The organism is Streptomyces gossypii, assembly GCF_025165795.1.
GTDB lineage: Bacteria > Actinomycetota > Actinomycetes > Streptomycetales > Streptomycetaceae > Streptomyces > Streptomyces gossypii.
This window is the reverse complement of record NZ_JAJAGO010000003.1, coordinates 341649-359524: the sequence shown is the minus strand read 5'-3', so window position 1 is coordinate 359524 and position 17876 is coordinate 341649. Positions and strand designations below refer to the sequence as shown.

Genomic DNA, 17876 nt, shown 5'->3' with positions numbered 1-17876 from the left:
GCCGTCGCGGCAGCATGGACGGCACGCACGCGCCACACGGCAGGGGCGGTGCCCGTTGGCCGGGCATCGCCCTGCTGTGCGTCTGCGCGCTGGCCGCCGGATGCGGTACGGAAAGCGGCGGCGCGGGCGGCCCGCCCGGCACCGCCGAGGCCCTGCCCGTGCAGCAGCAACGGGAACCCGGCGCGGGAGGGGATGGCGGAGCCGGTGCGGGGCCCGGCACCGAACCCGAGCGGCCCGCACCGTCTCCGGAACACAGCGCCGCCGATCCGGTACGCCTGCGCGTGCCCGCCCTCTTCCTCACGGCCGCCGTCGGCCCCCTGGACACCACCGGCCGTGAGCATGCCCTGGCCACCCCCGACGACCCGTCAGCCACCGGCTGGTGGCGCGACGGCCCCGAACCGGGCGAGGAGGGCCCGGCCGTGCTGGTGGGCCACTACGACTCCGACACCGGCCCGGCCGTCTTCCACCGCCTCGCGGACCTGCGCCCCGGCGACGCGGTCCTCATCGACCGCGCCGACGGCAGCACCGCCGCTTTCCGCGTCCGCGCGAGCGAGAGCCACGCGCAGGACGCCTTCCCCACCGCCCGCGTCTACGGCGACACCCAGGGCCGCGCGGCCCTGCGCCTGATCACCTGCGGCGGCACGTACGACCGCGCGGAAGGGCACTACCTGGAGAACCTGATCGTGTACGCCGAACTCGCGGCCACCGGCGCCGGGTCGCCTTGAGGCCCAGCGCCCACCGCACCATGGCGCCGTCGGCCGGCGAGCCGGCTGACGGCGCCATGGTGCGGGACCGCGGGAGGAGGTGCGGGGAGAGTCAGGCGGGCAGGCTGTTGGAGCAGCTCATGGTGGCTCCCTGCGAAGAGTCGCCGCCGCTGGAGAACGGACCGATCCGACGGTTCCGCTCGTAGCTGGAGCAGCTCTTGGACTGATGGACGACTACCTTGCCGTCTTCGCTCGTGTAACGGCTCTCGCTCTTCTGGGAGCAGTGAGTGCTGTCCCCGTCCTTTGTGCACACGGGTTCACCGGAATTCGCGTAGACCTGGGTGACACCGCCGACCGTCAGAGCGAGGCCGCCCAGGGCCCCAGCCAGCGCTACCATCTTTCTCGAATTCAGCATCTGTTTCTTTCTGAAGTCCATGCCCGCAGAATGCGCACGAGACTGAAGGAGGGACAGTCACCGCCGCACAGCGGGCGAGTGGGGGGTAAAAGGGGAACGGGCCCCGACGGCGGCACCCCGAGCCTGTTCCGTTGGGGCCCGTTCACCGTCAGCCAGAAATTAGCCAGCCGCGTTGCTGCAGCCCATCGTCGAGCCCTGCTTCTGGACCGTCTGACCCGGGTTGCCCTCACCGTTCAGGAGGTTGCCGAGCGCACCGTTCAGAACGCCGATGTTGCTCAGGACGCTGATGTTGAGGTCGTGGGACTTGCAGTTGGTGGTCTGGTTGATCTCGGTGCTCGGGCCACCGGCAACCGCGGTGCCGACGCCGAAGAATCCGACAGACCCAACCATGGCGGCCACTACGGCAGCCCTCTGAAGCTTGCGCATCATCTCTCCGTTTCATCACGGTACAGCTCACTGCGAGCCGCATTTCACGAGTGATGCTAGTCGCGCGCTTTTGGAACACGATGCGACACACCAAGGACTTCACTCTTTTGTTGCGACCAGGGAAATGTGTCGCCGATTAGTAGTAGCAATTACCCACTGGAATGAATTTCCACATTATTGGTTCGTCGAGGAAACCGAGAGGCTGACGAGCGACGCGGTACGGCATGGAGCACGGTGGAGCACAACGCAGCGTGGCCGGGCCCTTGGGGCCCGGCCACGCGCGGTTCATGAGGTGCACGGTCTGTTCCGGCTCAGGAGTCCGGACAACGGGGACCGCCCCGCTTCACTCAGGTGCGGTCAGCCGCCCACGACGTTGTTGCAGCCCATGGTCGAGCCCTGGCTGAAGACGGTCGCGCCGGGGGCACCCTCACCGTTCACGGCGTTGCCGGCCAGGCCGTTCAGAACGCCGATGTTGGAGAGCACCGAGACGTTCGCGTCGTGCGACTTGCAGTTGGCGGACTGGTTGATGGCGAGGCCGCCGCCCCCGTGGCCACCACCCGCGACGGCGGTGCCGGCGCCGACGATGCCGACACTGCCGACCATGGCCGCAACAACAGCAAGCTTCTGAAGCTTACGCATTATTCTCCCTGCCTTCGTAATCCACGGAGACCCCTTGTGAATCTCCGATAGGGAGGACACTGATGCGGAATGCCGGTGATCCTGGGGAGGCTCGCCGGGGTCCGGGACACGTCGCGAAGCTTCACCCATCCGGCGGATCGGCTCATGGCCGCCCACGGTGCCGCCATGAGCACACGAAAAGGCCCCAAGCCAACGACTGGGGGCCTTTACGGTGACGCAGCGGCTATCACTACGCCTTGTTGAAAGACGGGTTGACCTGCTCGCAGGTGACCCCATCCGTCTGAGCCGGGCTCAGCACGGCCACGGGTGCGTTGACCTCAACCACCGTCTGGGGGCTGCACTCCTGCGCGGCGCGGTTGACGTTGGACGTGGTGGACTCGGACCGCGCCTTGACCTGGTTGTTGACCTGCTGCGGCGCCTGCCGCTGCGCCTGCTGCGGGGCCTGCTGCTGCGGAGCGGCCTGCTGCGGAGCGGCCTGCTGCGGAGCGGCCTGCTGCGGGGCGGCCTGCTGCGGGGCGGCCTGCTGCGGGGCCACGAGCGTCGGCAGCATGGCCACCTGGTTCACGACCACCTGCTGCAGGTTGGCCTGCGGCGCCTGCTGCGGGGCCTGCTGCGGGGCCTGCTGCTGCGCGGCGGGCTGCTCCGCGGCGTGGTTGGGGCAAGCCGCGGCGCTGGAGGCGCCGAGGGTGGCCAGACTGCCGACGGCCGCGACGACAATGGCGACCTGCTGGAACTTGCGCATGGAATCCCTTTTCCTTTCAACTGCACTGACGTGCTTGCTTTTCACGATGTAGCGGAGCGAACACCGCGAGTCACCGCACAGTAACAGCATTCACGGAGCGCAAGTTACCTGCGAAACACGGCCGGACGGGCGCCGGGATACCGAACTGAGCCGATTATCCGGCGAATAGAGCCAGCATTGCCAGAGAGGGCTGCCTGATCATCGGTTCACCATCACTGCATTCGGGTGACAAGGTGCGGCAGCTCCCGAGTCCGTGGTTTCCTTTCGCACCCCTGGTCGTTACACACGTATCGGCCGCGCGGGAATCCGCCGGGCCCAACACCGGAACGCCGTGAAGAGGAAGGGATACAGACATGGACCACAAGAGGGCCGCTGCCGCTTTCGCCGCTGTACTGATCGCCGGAGGGACCGCTTCGGCCGCATCCGCCGCCGACACCTCGGCACCGACGACTGGAACCCCCACCTCGGCGCTCTCCGGAATGTGGCACGAGGCCACCCGCGGCGAGACGGTCTCCCGCCAGGACGACACGACCGCCAAGGAGCGTCCCAAGCGCGTCCGTCTGAGGATCGCGAACATTCCGCTTGGCGTGTAGCAGGCCGGACTGGTGCGCGCCCTGGAGGCCGTAGCCGCGGGCTACAGGCCCGGGGCACCCCACACCGGGAACCATCGGGAGAGATCCTGCTCGACGCGGAGGTCGTCCGCGAGGGCGGAGCGTACTTCCAGCTCCAGGGCGTTGTCCCGCTTCTCGCCGCCGCCCGGAAGCGGGGCGAAGGGGTAGAACGTGCCGCGCTTGTAGAGGTAGACGAGCGCGAGCGGGCGCGTACCGGAGGCCCTGTCCCCTGCGGGAGCGCCCTGGAAGCCCATCAGGGAGCAGAGCAGCTGCGGACCGAAGCCGCCGTCCTGGAGCGCGGTGTTGACGGCGTGCAGGTCGTTGACCGTGGCCTCCGGTTCATCGGACGGGTGGCGGGAGAGCAGCCAGGTGTAGCCGTACGTGTCCCGGCTGAACTCGACCGGGATACCGCCCCGTACGGTGTCCGCGTCGAGCAGCTCCCGCACCTCCTGCTGGATTCGGGCGAAGGCGCCGCCCTCGACGCTGGCGAAGCAGACGGAACCGAGGCCGGTCGGGGTGAACCCGGCAGCCGCCCGGAGCGTTACCGCCGCCGAGGGCAGGGCGAAGAGCTGGTCGAGGTCGGGCCGTACCGGCTTCGTCCGGCCCAGCAGGGAGTCGAGGAATCCCATGCCACTCCTTCCGGTGACGAGTGGTTCCCGCTACGAGTACCCGAGTTGCGTCGAGATACGGCTCAGCTGCTCGAGGCGCTGTTCCAGGGTCGGGTGCGAGGAGAGCACCCTGCTCAGGCTCTGGCGGCTGGAGAAGGCCGGTGCGAAGTAGAACGCGTTGAACGGCTCCGCCTGGCGCAGATCCCGCGACGGAATGCGGGCCATGTCTCCGGTGACCTTGGTCAGCGCGGCGGCGAGTGCCGAGGGGCGGCCGGTCAGCAGGGCGGCGGCGCGGTCCGCGGTCAGCTCGCGGTAGCGGGAGAGCAGCCGGGTGAGCAGGAAGCTGATCACGTAGACGACGGCGCTGACCAGCGGGACGAGCAGGACGAGGATCGCCGTGTTGTTGTTTCCGTCGCCGCCGCGGCCGCCGCGCATCATGCCGCTCCACAGGGCGACACGGGTGATCGTGCCCGCCAGCACGCCGAGGAACGAGGCGATGGTCATCACCACCACATCGCGGTGGGCCACATGCGACAACTCGTGTGCGAGCACCCCCTCCAGCTCGGCGGGCTCCAGCCGCCGCATCAGGCCCGTCGTGGCGCACACCAGCGACTTCTTCTGGTTACGGCCGGTGGCGAAGGCGTTCGGGATGTCCGAGTGGGCGATCGCCACCCTCGGTTTCGGCATGTCCGCCAGCGCACACAGCCGGTCCACCGCGCCGTGCAGTTCGGGTGCCTGCTCGGGCGTGACCTCACGGGCTCCCATGCTGTACGCGGCGATCTTGTCGCTGAACCAGAACTGCAGGATGAACAGGCCCCCGGCCAGCACCAGGACGAGCGGCCAGGCCCCCTCCATCAGCACGATCAGCGCACCGACGAAGACCACGTACAGCAGCCCGATCAGGAACATGGTCACCGCCATGCGGCTGGTCAGCCCCCTGTCCGGGGCGAAACGAGTCCGTGCGGCCATGGGGCCCTCCGATCTTGCGCAGCACTCCCTCGCGGGCAACGTCACCCCACTTCGGACTGTACGCCTTGCGGGGGTATGAGTGCGTTGGTCCGGACCGGCCGTCCGGGCGCGCACGGCTGACGCCCGCGGACACCGGCCCGGCCAGGGCGACGCTCGGAAACCGGCCCACTCCGGCGGGTGGCAGTCTCCCGCCGGGCTGAAGGAGCGCCGGGGCGCCAAACAGCCGCGGCGGACAGCTGCGGCGGACAGCGCACAGCGCGGGCGGGCCCGGTGGCACCGGACCCGCCCGCGGTTCGTACGGTCAGCGGCGCCCGTCCAGCAGAGTCTCCGCCTCGCTCAGCGGCGACGGCTCCGCTCCGCCGATGAAGTCGCCCGGAAAGCCGAGCGCGAAATCCACCGCCGAGGTGAGGCGTTCGGCCGCCTCCGGCGGCAGTACGACGTCCAGCGCGCCCAGGTTGTCGCGGAGCTGCTCGGCTGAACTGGCCCCCAGGATGGGGTGGATGGCGCGCGAGCGGGACCGTACCCAGGCGATGGCCACCTGTGCGGGCGAGTGCCCCAGCTCGTCGGCCACCTCCTCGAGGACCCGTACGGCCGTCAGCTCACGGTCGCTGAGCTCCGAGGTGTGTCCCGGTGGCCCCGCCGGACGGGGCTTCCGGCCGGACAGCAACCCGTGTGCCAGCGGTGACCAGGTGGTCACCGTCATGCCGAACGCCTCGGCCATCGGCAGCAGCTCGCGCTCGACGTCACGGTTGAGCATGTTGTACGGCACCTGGAGCCCGGCGAAGGGAGTCCAGCCACGCCATTCCGCGAGGGTGTTGGCCTGTGCGACGACCCAGGCGGGGGCGTCCGACATGCCGACGTAGAGGATCTTCCCGGCACGCACGGCGTCGTCCAGGGCCCGCATCGTCTCCTCGACCGGCGTGTGCCGGTCCCACAGGTGCGCCCAGTACAGGTCGATGTGGTCGGTGCGCAGCTGCCGCAGGCTCGTCTCCAGCGAACGCGTGAGGTTCTTGCGGTGGTTGCCGCTCGCGTTCGGATCGGTGCCGTCCCGCGTCATCGTGTACTTCGTCGACAGGACGAACCTGTCGCGGCGGCCTTCGAGCAGCTCCCCGAGGATGCTTTCGCTCGCGCCACCGCGGTAGTTGACCGCCGTGTCGAGGGCGTTGCCGCCCGCGTCCGCGTACAGGTCGATCATGCGGCGGCATTCCTCGAGCGACGCCCCGCCCTGGCGTCCGGCCCCTCCGCCGAAGGCCATCGCACCGAGGAACACCTCGGAGATCCGTAGGCCGGTACGTCCCAACAATCGGTATCGCACGAGAATTCGCTCCCCTAGTCGGCCATAGCGTATGGGCTCTTGGACCGCGCGTCATGGAGCGCGGTGGCCCACCAGGTGAGCTGGTCGAGCAGCTCCTTGGCCGCGCCGTTCGCCTCGGTGGGAGCCGCGGGGCGGCCGTCGGCGTCGAAGGGAGCCTCGAACCGGTTGAAGCTGACGACGTCACGCATCGTCACCGCATGCAACTCGGCGAAGACGAGGCGCAGCCCCTCGACGGCACGCAGACCGGAGGCGGCCCCGCCGTACGAGACGAAGCCGACCGGCTTCGCCTGCCACTCGGAGAAGTGCCAGTCGACGAAGTGCTTGATGGACGCCGGGAAGCTGTGGTTGTACTCCGGTGTCACCACGACGAAACCGTCCGCCGAGGCGAGCCGTGCCGAGAGCGCCCGCATCTCGGCGCTGCGGCCGGCCACGTCGACCAGCTCCTCGGGGCCGGGTGGCAGCGCGGCGGGCAGCTGCGTGTCCGCCAGGTCGATGGTGTCGACGTTGAAGCCGCCGTGCCGCTGCGCCTCCTCCACGAACCAATTCGAGACGGTCGGCCCGTAACGGGCCTCCCGGACACTGCCGAGGATCACGGCGAGCTTGAGCGGAGTGGCAGCGGACGCGGGATGAGTCGATTCGTGAGTGGACATGACAGGGCTCCCGAGATTCGTGAGGTGGTGGCGTGAGGTGGTGGGCGGCGGGTTGCCGTCGGGATGGTGCGTGAGTGCCACGCTGCGGGAGCGCACGCCGCCGAGGAAGGCCCAGCCCAGACGGGCACTGAGAGGGCCACCCTCCGACCCCGGCATGGCGGGTACGTTGTCACGGTGAGCGACAACGAGCTGGGCATCTATCTGCGCGCACGCCGGGAAGCCGTCACCCCCGCCGACGTCGGGCTCCCCGGCGGGCCCCGCCGCCGTACGCCGGGGCTGCGCCGCGCCGAGCTGGCCACCCTCGCCGGGGTCAGCGTGGAGTATCTGGCGAGGCTGGAGCAGGGGCGGGACCGCCACCCCTCCTCGCAGGTGCTGGGCGCGCTCGCGGTGGCACTGCACCTCTCCGCCGAGGAACGGTTCCATCTGCGACGCCTGACGAAGGCGAACGGCGGCGACGATGCCCAGCTCTGCCCGTCCGCGATCGAGCCGCCGAGCCAGGCGGTACGGCCCACCGTGCGGGCCCTGCTCGAACAGCTGGAGCCCACGCCCGCCGTGCTGCTCAACCGGCTGAGCGAGATCCTCGCGTACACCAGCGGGTACGAGCGGCTGGCCGGACCACTGGGGCTGCTGGACGGAGCGCCGGACGGGCGCCCGCCCAGTCTGCTGCGGTTCCTCTTCACGGACGACCGCGCCCGGCGCGTGTACCCGGACTGGGAGCGCGTCGCCGACGATCAGGTCGCCATTCTCAAGAGCGAGTCGCTGCGCACCGATCCATCCGTCCTGGCACTCGACGAGGAGCTGGGCCGCGCCGCCGGGAAGCTCTTCACCGACCGGCTGTCCACGGTGACCGGGTTGCCGCGCCCCACCGGTGCCGAGCGGCTGGTGCATCCCGAAGTGGGTGAACTGCGGCTCTCCTACGAGACCCTGGAACTGCCGGGCGACCGCGATCAGCGGCTGCTCGTCCACCTGCCCGCCGACGACGCGACCTCGGCCGCGCTGGACCGGCTGACCGGGCGCCGCCCCGGCGCGCTGCACGCCGTGAGCGGCTGACCGGCCGCGGCTGACCGGGCGCGGTGACCGGGCGCGGTGACCGCCGCCGATCACGGCTGACGGACCGCGGCTGACCAACCGCGGCCGCGCACGCATACTGTCTCCATGGGCTCAAGCCAGGGCTCCGGCACGCAGGACACCGGCGACGCACGAGCGCAGCGGCCGGAGCAGCGACGGCAACAGGCGGCGGGCGGCTCGTACTCCTTCGTACGGGCACCGCAGCCGCGAGGCGGTGCGATCGCCTCCATGATCGGCTACCGGGTGACGGACGGTGATCCGTTTCTGCACCGGGGGCTGCCCTCCCCCGCTCTGACGCTCGTCTTCTCGCTCGACGAACCGATCGTCTCCGGCGAGTCCGCCGCACACGCCGAGAGCGCACGGGCGTACCGCACCGAGATCGTCGTCGGCGGCCTGCACCAGCGGCCCGCCTATGTGCGGCAGCCGAGCGACCAGGCCGGAATCCAGCTGGCCGTACACCCGCTGGCCGCACGTGCGCTGCTCGGCATACCCGCCCGTGAGCTGACACGGATCGCCGACGAGGGCTCCGATGTCCTGGGCTCCCAGGCATCCCTGGTGCGTGAACAGCTGTGCGACCAGAGCGGGTGGGCGGAGCGCTTCACGACTCTTACCGACTTCCTGCGGCAGCGGGCGGCGGCCGGGGCAGAGCGCGGCAGCGGCGTACGGCCCGAAGTGGCCGAGGCGTGGCGGTGGCTGGCATCCCGCCGGGGGACGGGCTCCATGGACGGCCTGGCCAGGCACGTCGCCCTGAGCGCACGGCAGCTGACCACACTCTTCCGGCAGGAGGTGGGGATGAGTCCGAAGCAGGTAAGCCGTCTCATGCGGTGGGAGCGGGCCCAGCAGGCGGTCACCTCGGCGGTCGCGGACGAACGGCGGCCGGACCTCGCGGCGATCGCCGTCCGGTGCGGCTTCTACGACCACTCCCACCTGGTGCGCGACTTCCACCAGTACACCGGGCTGAGCCCAACCGCGTGGATCACGGAAGAGCGCCGGAATATCCAAGCCGGGGGGCACCGCAACGGAGAAGGGTGGCAGGTATGAACACCACGCCATCGAACACCACGCCATCGAACACCGCAGCAAGCAGCGCGACAGGCAGCGAAGCGACCGCGGAGGCGCCCGCGCCGACCGTATGGCCGACCCTCCAGGCACAGGACGCTCCCGCGCTGATCGACTTCCTCACCGGCACTGTGGGATTCCTGCGTACCGCCGTCTACCGCGACGGCGACCGGGTGGCCCACGCCGAACTCAGCTGGCCGGAGGGCGGGGGCGTCATGCTGGGCTCGTACCAGCCGGATGCCGAATGGTCCCGGCCGCCGGGCTCGTTCGGCGCGTATGTCGTCACCGAGCACGTCGACGCACTGTACGACCGGCTACGTGCCGCCGGGGCCACGGTCACCCGGGAGATCACGGACCAGGATTACGGCAGCCGCGAATTCGTGATCAAGGACCCGGAGGGCAACATGTGGGCCTTCGGCACCTACCGGGGCGCCCCGCGGGCCTGATGCGGGCCTGAGACGGGCCTGAGACGGCGGCCTTGCCTCGCCCTGCCCGGGCTCAGCCCGGCTCAGCCCGGCTCAGCCCGGGCAGCTGCCGTCGGCGACTTCCGCCATGAGGCCGAAGCTGTCGACAGGCTCGGTGATCAGGCCGCCCTCCCCGTCGGGCACGGCGATCGAACCGGCGTGCTCGGACGGGGACGGCTCCACCGTCAGGCAGAAGCGGTACGAGTCGTGGTCGTGCCAGGTGAGCTCATGGTGCAGCCCGCCCTCCTCGAAGACCGCCAGTGCACCGCCTGTTCGGGCGAGGGGCGCGGTTTCGCCTCCAGCCGGGACGCGGCGTCCTCGGCGACCTCGCTGGCCTCGTCGCTGCTGAGCGACTGCGCGTCGACAGTCCGCCAGCCCTGGCAGGCGGCGAAAGCGAAGAACGGCAGGGTGAGCAGAGCCAGTACACGGCGCGATCGGTAGTTCTGTGGGGGAACCGCTCCCGCTCGTACGGGTGCCCGAACACACAGGAGGTGAGCCAGGGGCGCGAGGCACGGTGGCCACCCAGCCCGATGCCGACAGACCAGCGTGACCACGCGCGCCGAGCAGACCTGTTCGCACACCCGGCCAGACCCACGGCTCCGCCGCAAGACGGCCTGTCGACGACGGGCAACGCGGCGGCGGCGGCGCGCAGAGGGCAAGGGCACCCGCGCGGAGAGCGCCCGCGCGGCAGACGACCGACGTGGTGGTACCGGCCGGTCCGCACTACGCCTGCCCGGCCCGCACCTCCGCGGCCGCGATCCGGTTGTTCTGGGCGGTGAGCCGGCGGATCGCGGGGGCCCCGACCAGGGTGACCACGGAGGCCATCACCGTCGGGATCACCAACGCGACCGGCAGCGAGGAGTGCTCGGCGACGAAGCCGAGGACCGCCGGGCCGAGCAGCAGTCCGGTGTAACCGAACGCGGTGATCAGTGACAGGGCCCGCCCCATCGCGCTTCCGGTGGCACCGACGGCGCTGAAGACGACCGGCACCACCGTGGCCAGCCCGACTCCGGCCAGCCCCCAGCCCGACCACGCGCACACGACGCTCAGCGCACCGTCCGCCAGCGGCGCCGCCAGGATGAGCACATAACCGGCAGTTGCGTGGAGTCCGGCGAGCTGGATGGTACGTACGGGCCCGAAGTAGGCGCGCAGCGGATCACCCAGCAGCCGTACGGTGGTCATCGCCACCGAGAAGATCGTGTAGGCGAGGGGTGCGGCGGCGGGGTCGACGTCCAGCACCCAGCGGGCATGCACGGCGGCCCAGTCCATGGCGGCGCCCTCGCTCAGGTGGCCCGCGAAGGCGGCGACACCGAGCAGCGCGACCAGACCCCAGCGGAGCGAGAAGGCGGGTGCGGGGCGGTCGGCCGGGCCTGCCCCGGCGGGCCCCTCCTCGGCACGCGGCACCTCGGCGGTCGGTACCTCGGCAGGCTCCGCTCCTGCGCCCGGCGCGCCCGAGCCAGCCCCGGCGCCCGAGCCCGGCGCGGCGCCCGAGCCCGGCGCGGGCAGCAGCCCGCGCGCCGCCACCATGAATGCGAACGGCACCAGCACCGCCGCCCCCACCAACAGCGCCGGCCCGTCGACTCCGAGCCGCAGCCCTCCGGCCGTCAGTCCGCCGGCCGCCGCTCCCCCCAGGCTCCACACCCCGTGGAACGCCGAGACGATCGGCCGCCCGTAGCGGCGCTCGACCTCGACCGAGTGCGTGTTCATGGAGACCTCCACGGCCCCCACGCCCAGTCCGAACACCACGGCGAGCACCGCAAGCCAGCCGTACGAGTCCGCCAGCGCGGGCCCGAGCAGGAGGATCGCCGAGGCGGGCCCGGCGACCCGGCACATGCGGGTGCTCGACAGCAGGTCGATGAGATGGCCCGCCGCGAGCATGGAAAGCAGTGCGCCGCCCGCCACGAGCAGAAGCACCGAGCCCAGCCGGGCGGGCCCGAGGTCGAGCCGGTCGTTCAGCGCGGGCAGGCCGGTGGCCCATACGCCCATCACGAAGCCGTTCAGGAGGAAGAACGCGAAGACGGCGAAGCGGGCCCGTCGCGCGACAGGATCGGGAGCCGCGGACCGGTTAATTATGTTCACGTCGCGAGCATAAGCGCCTCCCACTGCTGCCACAATGGCGTTATGGACAGCGCCAGAACCAGCGGCGATCTGCGCGAACACAACCGCGTACGGCTGCTCCGCGCCGTGCACGACTGCGGCGCGACGCGCACGAGATCACAGCTCACCAGGGATCTCGCGCTCACCCGAGGCACCGCCTCGGTACTGGTCGCCGGGCTCGGTGCAGATGAGCTGCTGGGTGAGGCCCCCGCCACGGCGCACACCCGCGGCCGCCCCACCCAGGTGCCGGGCCCGCATCCGCACGGCCCGGTCGCACTGGCGGTGGATCTGCGCGAGGACTCCTGGGAACTGGCCGTCTGCGAACTGGGCGGCCGGGCGGCGGTGGTGGAGAACCAGCCACACGACGGCACCCCGGACGGTGCCCTGCTGCCGCTGGCCGCCGCCGTACGGGAGCGGCTCGAACGGCTCGGCCCGCGTGTCGTCGGCGTGGGCATGTCGGTCGCGGGCCCGGTACGGGACGGGACCCTCCTGGACATCGCCCATCTGGGCTGGCGCGACATCGACGTCGCCGCGCGGATGAACCTCCCGGGCCGCCAGGCCCAGGGGGGATCCGGTCCGGGGATCTCTACGCCGCAGGCAGGGGACGCCTCGCAAGCGGAGGCCCGCCCTCGTACCGGGCGTACTCGGGCGCCTGAGACAACGCGGCGGGCCGCGGTGCCGGGCGACACGGGCTCGAGAAGATCCACCGGACAGGCCCCTGCTGCCGTCCCGCTGCACATCGGGAACGACGCCCGGCTTGCGGGCCTGGCCGAGGCCCGGCGCGGCGGGCTGCAGGGGGTGCGGGTGGGCCTGCACCTGCATATCGCGTTCGACCTGGGCGGCGCGCTCCTCGTCGACGGCAAGCTGCTGCACGGCGACTCGGGCACAACAGGCGAGTTCGGGCACCTGCCGCTGACGGGCAACCAGGAACCGTGCCGATGCGGGGCCACCGGCTGCTGGGGCCTTGACGTCGGCGGAAACGCGCTGCTGCGGCACATGGGCCTGGCGGCGGGCGGCGGGCGCGGCTGGGACGCGGCGGAACGCATCCTCGCGGAGGCGGGCCGCGCGGCGGCGACGCGGGACGCAGCCACGGAGGCGGCGGCCACAGACGCTGCGGGCCCAGACGCCGCGAGCCCAGACGCCGCGAGCCCAGACGCTGCGGGCACGGGTCACGCCACGGCCACCACAGCCGTCACCGCGAACGCGCGCGCACTGGGCACCGGCATCGGCGCGCTGATCAACGGCCTCGACCCGGAAGCCGTCACCCTCTCCGGCCTGGGCGTCGAACTGCACGCACTCGCCCGCGACACCCTCCACGCCGCCTGCACGGACAGCCTGATGGCCTTCCGGCGCGACCGGCCACGGCCCGTACGCATCGCCGCGTCATCCCTCGGACGCCACGGGCCGCTGACGGGCGCGATGGAATCGGTGTTCGACGCGTTCCTCAGCCCCGAGGGCCTCGCGGCCTGGCGCACGGCACGGGACGCGGGAACCGTACGCCTCGCACCGGAGGCGCCCGGCGCGCCCGAAGCCGCGGACGTGCCGCAGCGCACGGACACGCCGCCCGGAGCCAGTGCCGCGTCAGGCAGGGTTCGCCCTGCCTGACACGGCCCTACGCGTCGCCCGGCTTGATCCCCAGCGGAGCGGCGATCTCCGCCGCCATCACCGCGCCGGCCTCGGCCTCCAGTTCGCCGTCGTCACTGGTCGCATTGCTGTCCGTGTCCAGCCCGTCCAGCTCGTCGAGCGGCGTGTCCAGCCGTACGTGCGCCACCAGCGACTGCAGCGCGCGGAGCGCGGCGGAGGCCGTCGGCCCCCAGTTCGACAGGTACGAGAACTGCCACCACCACAGGCCCTCGCTCACCCGCCCGGCCCGGTAGTGGGCCATGCCGTGCCGCAGGTCGGTGACCACATCGGCGAGGTCATCGGAGATGCGGCAGGCGACGGGTGCGCTGCGCGGCTGGTAGGGGTCGAAGACCTCCGAGTAGACGTCGATCGGCTCCAGCAGCGAGGCCAGCCGCAGCCGCAGCTCGTCCACGTCGGGCTCGGGACCGACATCCGGCTCGTAGCGCTCGTCGGGCACGATGTCCTCGTGCGCGCCCAGTCGGCCCCCGGCCAGCAGGAGCTGGGAAAGCTCCAGCAGAAGATACGGAACGGCGCTGTCGGGATCGTCGCCCTTGGCGACCTCCGAGACCGAGACCAGGAAGCTCTGCACCTGGTCGCAGATCTGGACGGCGAAGTCGTCCGGGTCATCCTTGATCGAGTTCAGCGTGGCATCAGACATCCAGCGTTCGCCTCCCCTCGAAGGCCCGCCCAAGCGTGACCTCGTCGGCGTATTCCAAATCTCCCCCGACAGGGAGACCGCTGGCCAGGCGGGTGACCTTCAGGCCCATGGCGGAGACCAGCCGGGCGAGATACGTCGCCGTGGCTTCCCCCTCCAGATTGGGGTCGGTGGCGAGGATCAGCTCCGTCACCGAACCGTCCGCCAGCCGCGACAACAACTCTCGTATGCGCAGATCGTCGGGGCCGACGCCTTCGATCGGACTGATCGCGCCGCCCAGCACGTGATAACGCCCGCGGAACTCGCGAGTCCGCTCGACGGCGACGACGTCCTTCGACTCCTCGACCACACAGATCACCGACGGGTCGCGACGCGGATCGGCACAGACCCGGCACTGCTCCTCCTGCGCGACATTGCCGCACACGGAACAGAACCGGACCTTCTCCTTCACCTCGGCGAGCGCGTGCACGAGCCTGCGTACGTCCGCGGGCTCGGCCTGGAGGATGTGGAAGGCGATCCGCTGCGCGCTCTTCGGACCGACGCCGGGCAGCCTGCCCAACTCGTCGATGAGGTCCTGGACCACGCCTTCATACACGGATCCTGCTCGCTTCCCTAGATCCTGCGCTCACCTGCACCCGGTCTCCGGTCTCCGTACCGTAATCGGCGGAACGTCCGCGCTGCCAGCGGTACTGCTGGCAGTACCGCTAGAAAGGCAGCCCCGGCATGCCGCCGAGACCCTGCGCAAGCGGGCCGAGCTTCTGCTGCTGGAGCTCCTGGGCAGCATTCGTCGCGTCCCGCACCGCGGCGACGACGAGATCCGCGAGGGTCTCCGCCGTCTCCTCCGGAGAAGCCGCCTCCGGATCCAGCGCCCGCGGGTCGATCAGCAGACCCTGGAGCTCTCCCGATCCGGTCACGGTCGCCTTCACCAGGCCACCGCCCGCGGTCCCCTCGACGGGCGTCTCGGCGAGCTCCTGCTGCGCCGCGGCGAGGTCCTGCTGCATCTTCTGGGCCTGCTGCAGCAACTGCTGCATGTCAGGCTGGCCACCACCGGGAATCACGACTTGGCTCCTGGCTCGTCGACGACGGATGTGCTGGGCCTGAGCCTACGTGGTCACCTGCCGCTGTGGCCTGTTCCGGGGTGTTTCCGCCGCTCGCCCCGGCGGAAGCCCTGGGCGGGGCACTCACAGGCGCGGCCCGTCCCGAAAAACCCAAGCCGCGCCGGAAGACCCAAGCCGTGCCGGAAACACACGCGCCGGAACGGCTCCCGCACGAACTACTCGTGCAGGAACTAGTCGTGCAGGAACTCCTCCACCAGCGTCGCCCCGAGCTCCCGGACGATCAGATCGTGGCCGGACAGCGCGGTCTCGTCCAGATCCGGGTCATCCTCGGCGGGCATGTCGTCCTCGAACGGCACGGCGGGTGCCGGGACAGAGGACGAGGACGATGCCGACGCCGCCCCCGAAGAGGCGGCGGCCGTGGCACCGGCCGTCTGTGCGGAGGCCAGCGCCTGGCGCGCACCGGATGCGCCACCGGCGGACGTGCCCGGCCCCTGGGACGGCGGTGAGGCCGCCGGCCGCGCCACGGCTTCGCCCGCACCGGTATCCCCACCGGGCCCCGCACCCGGTCCGGCCCCCGGGCCGCCACTGAAGCCTGCACCGCCACCGGAACCGGTAGCGCCACCTCCCGCACCGAAGCCACCGCCGCCGCCACCACCGCCACCGAAGCCGCCGCCGGGCGAGGGTGGTGGAGCAGGTGCGCCGCCGAAGCCGCCACCACCGGGCGCGCCGCCGCCTCCCCGGCCCGACTCGGACTGACCGTGACCGGTGCCGCCCGACGGATCGACTATCGCCTCGACCTTCCACTGCACCTGAAGCGCATCACCGAGGGCCTGACGCAGCACCTCTTCGCTGCCGCTGTTGGCGAAGCTGTCCCGCGCGCCCGCGTTGGAGAATCCGACCTGGAGGGTCGTCCCGTCGAAGCCCATGACCTGGGCGTTCTGGCTGAGCAGAATCCAGGTGAAACGGCGGCGGTTCTTGACCGCCTCCAGGATCTGGGGCCACATCTGCCGCACCTGGGCCGCGCCCTGCGCGCTGTCCTGACCACCGCCACCCGGGGCAGCGGCCCCTGCTGCCACCGGCCCCGGCGGCTCCACCGACTGCTGCGCCAGCTGCTCCGGCACGTCCGGCCGCTGCGACACGGCCCCGCCCGGCCCGGTGGCGGCGGGCGGCGGGTCGGCGGCCTCACGTGCGGCACCCGGCCACGCACCCGGCCGACGGGCACCCGCCCCACTCGCCTCTCCCCCGGCTACGGCACCGGCACCGGGGCTGGCGCCGGGCCATGCGCCCGGACGCCGCTGCTCTTCGGCAGGGGCGGGCACCGGCACGTCGCCGGGCTGCCCCGGCCCACCGGACATCTCCTGACCGACACCCCCGCCAGGTGACTGCTCCGGGGGCGGCGCCGGAGCAGGTGCCCGAGGTGTCTGTGCTTGGGCTGGTGCTTGTGCCTGGGGCTCCGGCGCCCCAGGCACCATCCCAGGAGCCGAGCCCACGGCTCCCGCCACCCCGGCCCCGGCCCCGGCCCCGGCCCCGGCCCCGACGCTTCCAACTCTGACGCCGTCCCGCTCCAGGCGGTCCAGCCGGGCCTGCACCGACCGCTCGTCGGCGTACGCCGCAGGCAACAGCACCCGCGCGCAGATCAGCTCCAGCTGAAGCCTGGGCGAGGTGGCGCCCCGCATCTCCGTCAGACCGGTGTTGACCAGGTCCGCCGCGCGGCTCAGCTCCGCAGCCCCGAACACCGACGCCTGGGCGAGCATCCGCTCGACCACGTCCGCAGGCGCGTCGATCAGGCCCTTCTCCGTCGCGTCCGGCACGGCGGCGAGAATCACCAGGTCGCGGAGGCGCTCCAGCAGATCGGCAACAAAGCGGCGCGGCTCATGCCCGCCCTCGATCACCCGGTCGACGATCTCGAAGGCCGCCGCCCCGTCGCCCGCCGCGAAGGCGTCCACGACGGAGTCGAGCAGGGCGCTGTCCGTGTAACCGAGCAGTGCCGTCGCCATCTGGTACGTCACGCCGTCCTCGGTGGCACCGGCCAGCAGCTGGTCCATCACGGACATCGAGTCGCGCACGGAGCCCGCCCCGGCCCGTACGGCCAGGGGCAGCACCGCCTCGTCGACCGGGATCGCCTCGCGCTCACACACCTGGGCCAGGTAGTCGCGCAGCGTCCCCGGCGGCACCAGCCGGAACGGATAGTGGTGCGTACGCGAACGGATCGTGCCGATCACCTTCTCCGGCTCGGTCGTCGCGAAGATGAACTTCAGATGCTCCGGCGGCTCTTCGACGACCTTCAGCAGGGCGTTGAAGCCCTGCGGACTCACCATGTGCGCCTCGTCGATGACGTAGATCTTGTACCGGCTGGAGGCCGGGCCGAAGAACGCCTTCTCGCGCAGCTCACGCGCGTCGTCCACGCCTCCGTGCGAAGCGGCGTCGATCTCGATCACGTCGATCGAGCCCGGCCCGCCCCGCGCCAGGTCACGGCACGACTGGCACTCGCCGCAGGGCGTGGGGGTGGGCCCCTGCTCGCAGTTCAGACAGCGGGCCAGGATGCGCGCGCTCGTCGTCTTTCCACAGCCGCGCGGCCCGCTGAAGAGATAGGCGTGGTTGACCCGGTTGTTGCGCAGGGCCTGCTGCAACGGGTCGGTGACATGTTCCTGCCCGATGACCTCCGCGAAGGTCTCCGGGCGGTAGCGGCGGTACAGGGCGAGGGACGACACACACACGACGATATAGGCCGCCACTGACATCCGGAGCCGCCCGCGACCCGAAGGCCACCGCA

21 protein-coding genes are annotated in these 17876 nt (G+C 71.4%); 7 read left to right on the top strand and 14 right to left on the bottom strand.

Translation table 11 applies throughout. The features are described from left to right. Positions 1-14: 14 nt before the first annotated feature. The gene (locus LHJ74_RS08105; RefSeq protein ID WP_260216935.1) at positions 15-725 is read left to right on the top strand and encodes a class F sortase; all 711 of its coding nucleotides are present in this window, start codon (positions 15-17) and stop codon (positions 723-725) included. A gap of 91 nt (positions 726-816) precedes the next feature. Here the strand turns inward: LHJ74_RS08105 and LHJ74_RS08100 are convergent, their stop codons facing one another. The 4 genes from LHJ74_RS08100 to LHJ74_RS08085 form a co-directional block, all read right to left on the bottom strand. Continuing rightward, positions 817-1119, bottom strand: coding sequence for a hypothetical protein (locus tag LHJ74_RS08100; RefSeq protein ID WP_260216933.1), 303 nt, complete (start codon positions 1117-1119; stop codon positions 817-819). 159 nt (positions 1120-1278) lie between these two features. Beyond that, positions 1279-1509: a hypothetical protein gene (locus LHJ74_RS08095; protein WP_375546686.1), complete on the bottom strand. Its 231-nt coding sequence runs from the start codon at positions 1507-1509 to the stop codon at positions 1279-1281. 393 nt (positions 1510-1902) lie between these two features. Further along, complete coding sequence (locus LHJ74_RS08090; protein WP_260216930.1) at positions 1903-2184, bottom strand: hypothetical protein; 282 nt, start codon at positions 2182-2184, stop codon at positions 1903-1905. 229 nt (positions 2185-2413) lie between these two features. Next, entirely contained in the window at positions 2414-2926 is a 513-nt protein-coding gene (locus LHJ74_RS08085) for a hypothetical protein (RefSeq protein ID WP_260216929.1), read from the bottom strand. 353 nt (positions 2927-3279) lie between these two features. Between LHJ74_RS08085 and LHJ74_RS08080 the strand changes: the two genes are divergently transcribed. After that, positions 3280-3519 carry a hypothetical protein gene (locus tag LHJ74_RS08080; RefSeq protein WP_260216925.1) on the top strand — a complete coding sequence of 80 codons (240 nt, stop codon included), beginning with the start codon at positions 3280-3282 and terminating at the stop codon, positions 3517-3519. 41 nt (positions 3520-3560) lie between these two features. Here the strand turns inward: LHJ74_RS08080 and pspAB are convergent, their stop codons facing one another. The 4 genes from pspAB to LHJ74_RS08060 all read right to left on the bottom strand — a co-directional run bounded on the left by pspAB (position 3561) and on the right by LHJ74_RS08060 (position 7079). Further along, entirely contained in the window at positions 3561-4166 is a 606-nt protein-coding gene (pspAB, locus tag LHJ74_RS08075) for a PspA-associated protein PspAB (protein WP_260216921.1), read from the bottom strand. A 30-nt stretch (positions 4167-4196) separates the two neighbouring features. Beyond that, on the bottom strand, positions 4197-5114 hold the full coding sequence (htpX, locus tag LHJ74_RS08070; protein ID WP_260216918.1) for a zinc metalloprotease HtpX: 918 nt from the start codon (positions 5112-5114) through the stop codon (positions 4197-4199). Between the two features lie 301 nt (positions 5115-5415). Then, positions 5416-6429, bottom strand: coding sequence for an aldo/keto reductase (locus tag LHJ74_RS08065; RefSeq protein ID WP_260216917.1), 1014 nt, complete (start codon positions 6427-6429; stop codon positions 5416-5418). 14 nt (positions 6430-6443) lie between these two features. Then, positions 6444-7079 (bottom strand): NADPH-dependent FMN reductase, encoded by a 636-nt coding sequence (locus tag LHJ74_RS08060; RefSeq protein WP_260216915.1) that lies wholly within the window; start codon positions 7077-7079, stop codon positions 6444-6446. Positions 7080-7253: 174 nt separating this feature from the next. Between LHJ74_RS08060 and LHJ74_RS08055 the strand changes: the two genes are divergently transcribed. From LHJ74_RS08055 to LHJ74_RS08045, 3 genes are all read left to right on the top strand, one after another. Then, complete coding sequence (locus LHJ74_RS08055; RefSeq protein WP_260216914.1) at positions 7254-8129, top strand: helix-turn-helix domain-containing protein; 876 nt, start codon at positions 7254-7256, stop codon at positions 8127-8129. Between the two features lie 105 nt (positions 8130-8234). Further along, positions 8235-9188: an AraC family transcriptional regulator gene (locus LHJ74_RS08050; protein WP_260216912.1), complete on the top strand. Its 954-nt coding sequence runs from the start codon at positions 8235-8237 to the stop codon at positions 9186-9188. Further along, positions 9185-9652, top strand: a complete 468-nt coding sequence (locus LHJ74_RS08045) for a VOC family protein (protein WP_260216909.1) — start codon at positions 9185-9187, stop codon at positions 9650-9652. The genes LHJ74_RS08050 and LHJ74_RS08045 overlap by 4 nt, the downstream gene beginning before the upstream one ends. Positions 9653-9724: 72 nt before the next feature. Here LHJ74_RS08045 and LHJ74_RS08040 read toward each other — a convergent pair whose 3' ends face one another. Further along, a complete protein-coding gene (locus tag LHJ74_RS08040) occupies positions 9725-9853 on the bottom strand; it encodes a hypothetical protein (protein ID WP_260216906.1) in 129 nt (42 codons plus the stop codon). Positions 9854-9898: 45 nt separating this feature from the next. Between LHJ74_RS08040 and LHJ74_RS08035 the strand changes: the two genes are divergently transcribed. Continuing rightward, on the top strand, positions 9899-10111 hold the full coding sequence (locus tag LHJ74_RS08035) for a hypothetical protein (RefSeq protein WP_260216904.1): 213 nt from the start codon (positions 9899-9901) through the stop codon (positions 10109-10111). Positions 10112-10393: 282 nt separating this feature from the next. Here the strand turns inward: LHJ74_RS08035 and LHJ74_RS08030 are convergent, their stop codons facing one another. Next, positions 10394-11749 (bottom strand): MFS transporter, encoded by a 1356-nt coding sequence (locus LHJ74_RS08030; RefSeq protein WP_260216899.1) that lies wholly within the window; start codon positions 11747-11749, stop codon positions 10394-10396. Between the two features lie 42 nt (positions 11750-11791). On the opposite strand from LHJ74_RS08030, the gene LHJ74_RS08025 reads away from it, so the two are divergent. Then, the gene (locus tag LHJ74_RS08025) at positions 11792-13372 is read left to right on the top strand and encodes an ROK family protein (RefSeq protein ID WP_260216898.1); all 1581 of its coding nucleotides are present in this window, start codon (positions 11792-11794) and stop codon (positions 13370-13372) included. Positions 13373-13379: 7 nt separating this feature from the next. Here the strand turns inward: LHJ74_RS08025 and LHJ74_RS08020 are convergent, their stop codons facing one another. From LHJ74_RS08020 to LHJ74_RS08005, 4 genes are all read right to left on the bottom strand, one after another. Then, a complete protein-coding gene (locus LHJ74_RS08020; protein WP_260216897.1) occupies positions 13380-14048 on the bottom strand; it encodes a DUF5063 domain-containing protein in 669 nt (222 codons plus the stop codon). Beyond that, positions 14041-14640, bottom strand: coding sequence for a recombination mediator RecR (recR, locus tag LHJ74_RS08015; RefSeq protein ID WP_260216895.1), 600 nt, complete (start codon positions 14638-14640; stop codon positions 14041-14043). The genes LHJ74_RS08020 and recR overlap by 8 nt, the downstream gene beginning before the upstream one ends. A 109-nt stretch (positions 14641-14749) precedes the next feature. After that, on the bottom strand, positions 14750-15076 hold the full coding sequence (locus LHJ74_RS08010; protein ID WP_260216894.1) for a YbaB/EbfC family nucleoid-associated protein: 327 nt from the start codon (positions 15074-15076) through the stop codon (positions 14750-14752). A gap of 257 nt (positions 15077-15333) precedes the next feature. After that, the gene (locus LHJ74_RS08005) at positions 15334-17814 is read right to left on the bottom strand and encodes a DNA polymerase III subunit gamma and tau (RefSeq protein ID WP_260216892.1); all 2481 of its coding nucleotides are present in this window, start codon (positions 17812-17814) and stop codon (positions 15334-15336) included. Positions 17815-17876: the final 62 nt, after the last annotated feature.

What these genes read in the sequence shown, in the direction of transcription:
- LHJ74_RS08035 (WP_260216904.1), top strand. Translation starts at nt 9,899, where the DNA reads ATGGTGCAGCCCGCCCTCCTCGAAGACCGCCAGTGCACCGCCTGTTCG.
- LHJ74_RS08100 (WP_260216933.1), bottom strand. Translation starts at nt 1,119, where the DNA reads ATGCTGAATTCGAGAAAGATGGTAGCGCTGGCTGGGGCCCTGGGCGGC.
- LHJ74_RS08045 (WP_260216909.1), top strand. Translation starts at nt 9,185, where the DNA reads ATGAACACCACGCCATCGAACACCACGCCATCGAACACCGCAGCAAGC.
- LHJ74_RS08010 (WP_260216894.1), bottom strand. Translation starts at nt 15,076, where the DNA reads ATGCAGCAGTTGCTGCAGCAGGCCCAGAAGATGCAGCAGGACCTCGCC.
- LHJ74_RS08060 (WP_260216915.1), bottom strand. Translation starts at nt 7,079, where the DNA reads ATGTCCACTCACGAATCGACTCATCCCGCGTCCGCTGCCACTCCGCTC.
- LHJ74_RS08050 (WP_260216912.1), top strand. Translation starts at nt 8,235, where the DNA reads ATGGGCTCAAGCCAGGGCTCCGGCACGCAGGACACCGGCGACGCACGA.
- LHJ74_RS08080 (WP_260216925.1), top strand. Translation starts at nt 3,280, where the DNA reads ATGGACCACAAGAGGGCCGCTGCCGCTTTCGCCGCTGTACTGATCGCC.
- LHJ74_RS08020 (WP_260216897.1), bottom strand. Translation starts at nt 14,048, where the DNA reads ATGTCTGATGCCACGCTGAACTCGATCAAGGATGACCCGGACGACTTC.
- pspAB (WP_260216921.1), bottom strand. Translation starts at nt 4,166, where the DNA reads ATGGGATTCCTCGACTCCCTGCTGGGCCGGACGAAGCCGGTACGGCCC.
- htpX (WP_260216918.1), bottom strand. Translation starts at nt 5,114, where the DNA reads ATGGCCGCACGGACTCGTTTCGCCCCGGACAGGGGGCTGACCAGCCGC.
- LHJ74_RS08025 (WP_260216898.1), top strand. Translation starts at nt 11,792, where the DNA reads ATGGACAGCGCCAGAACCAGCGGCGATCTGCGCGAACACAACCGCGTA.
- LHJ74_RS08095 (WP_375546686.1), bottom strand. Translation starts at nt 1,509, where the DNA reads ATGGTTGGGTCTGTCGGATTCTTCGGCGTCGGCACCGCGGTTGCCGGT.
- LHJ74_RS08090 (WP_260216930.1), bottom strand. Translation starts at nt 2,184, where the DNA reads ATGCGTAAGCTTCAGAAGCTTGCTGTTGTTGCGGCCATGGTCGGCAGT.
- LHJ74_RS08085 (WP_260216929.1), bottom strand. Translation starts at nt 2,926, where the DNA reads ATGCGCAAGTTCCAGCAGGTCGCCATTGTCGTCGCGGCCGTCGGCAGT.
- LHJ74_RS08105 (WP_260216935.1), top strand. Translation starts at nt 15, where the DNA reads ATGGACGGCACGCACGCGCCACACGGCAGGGGCGGTGCCCGTTGGCCG.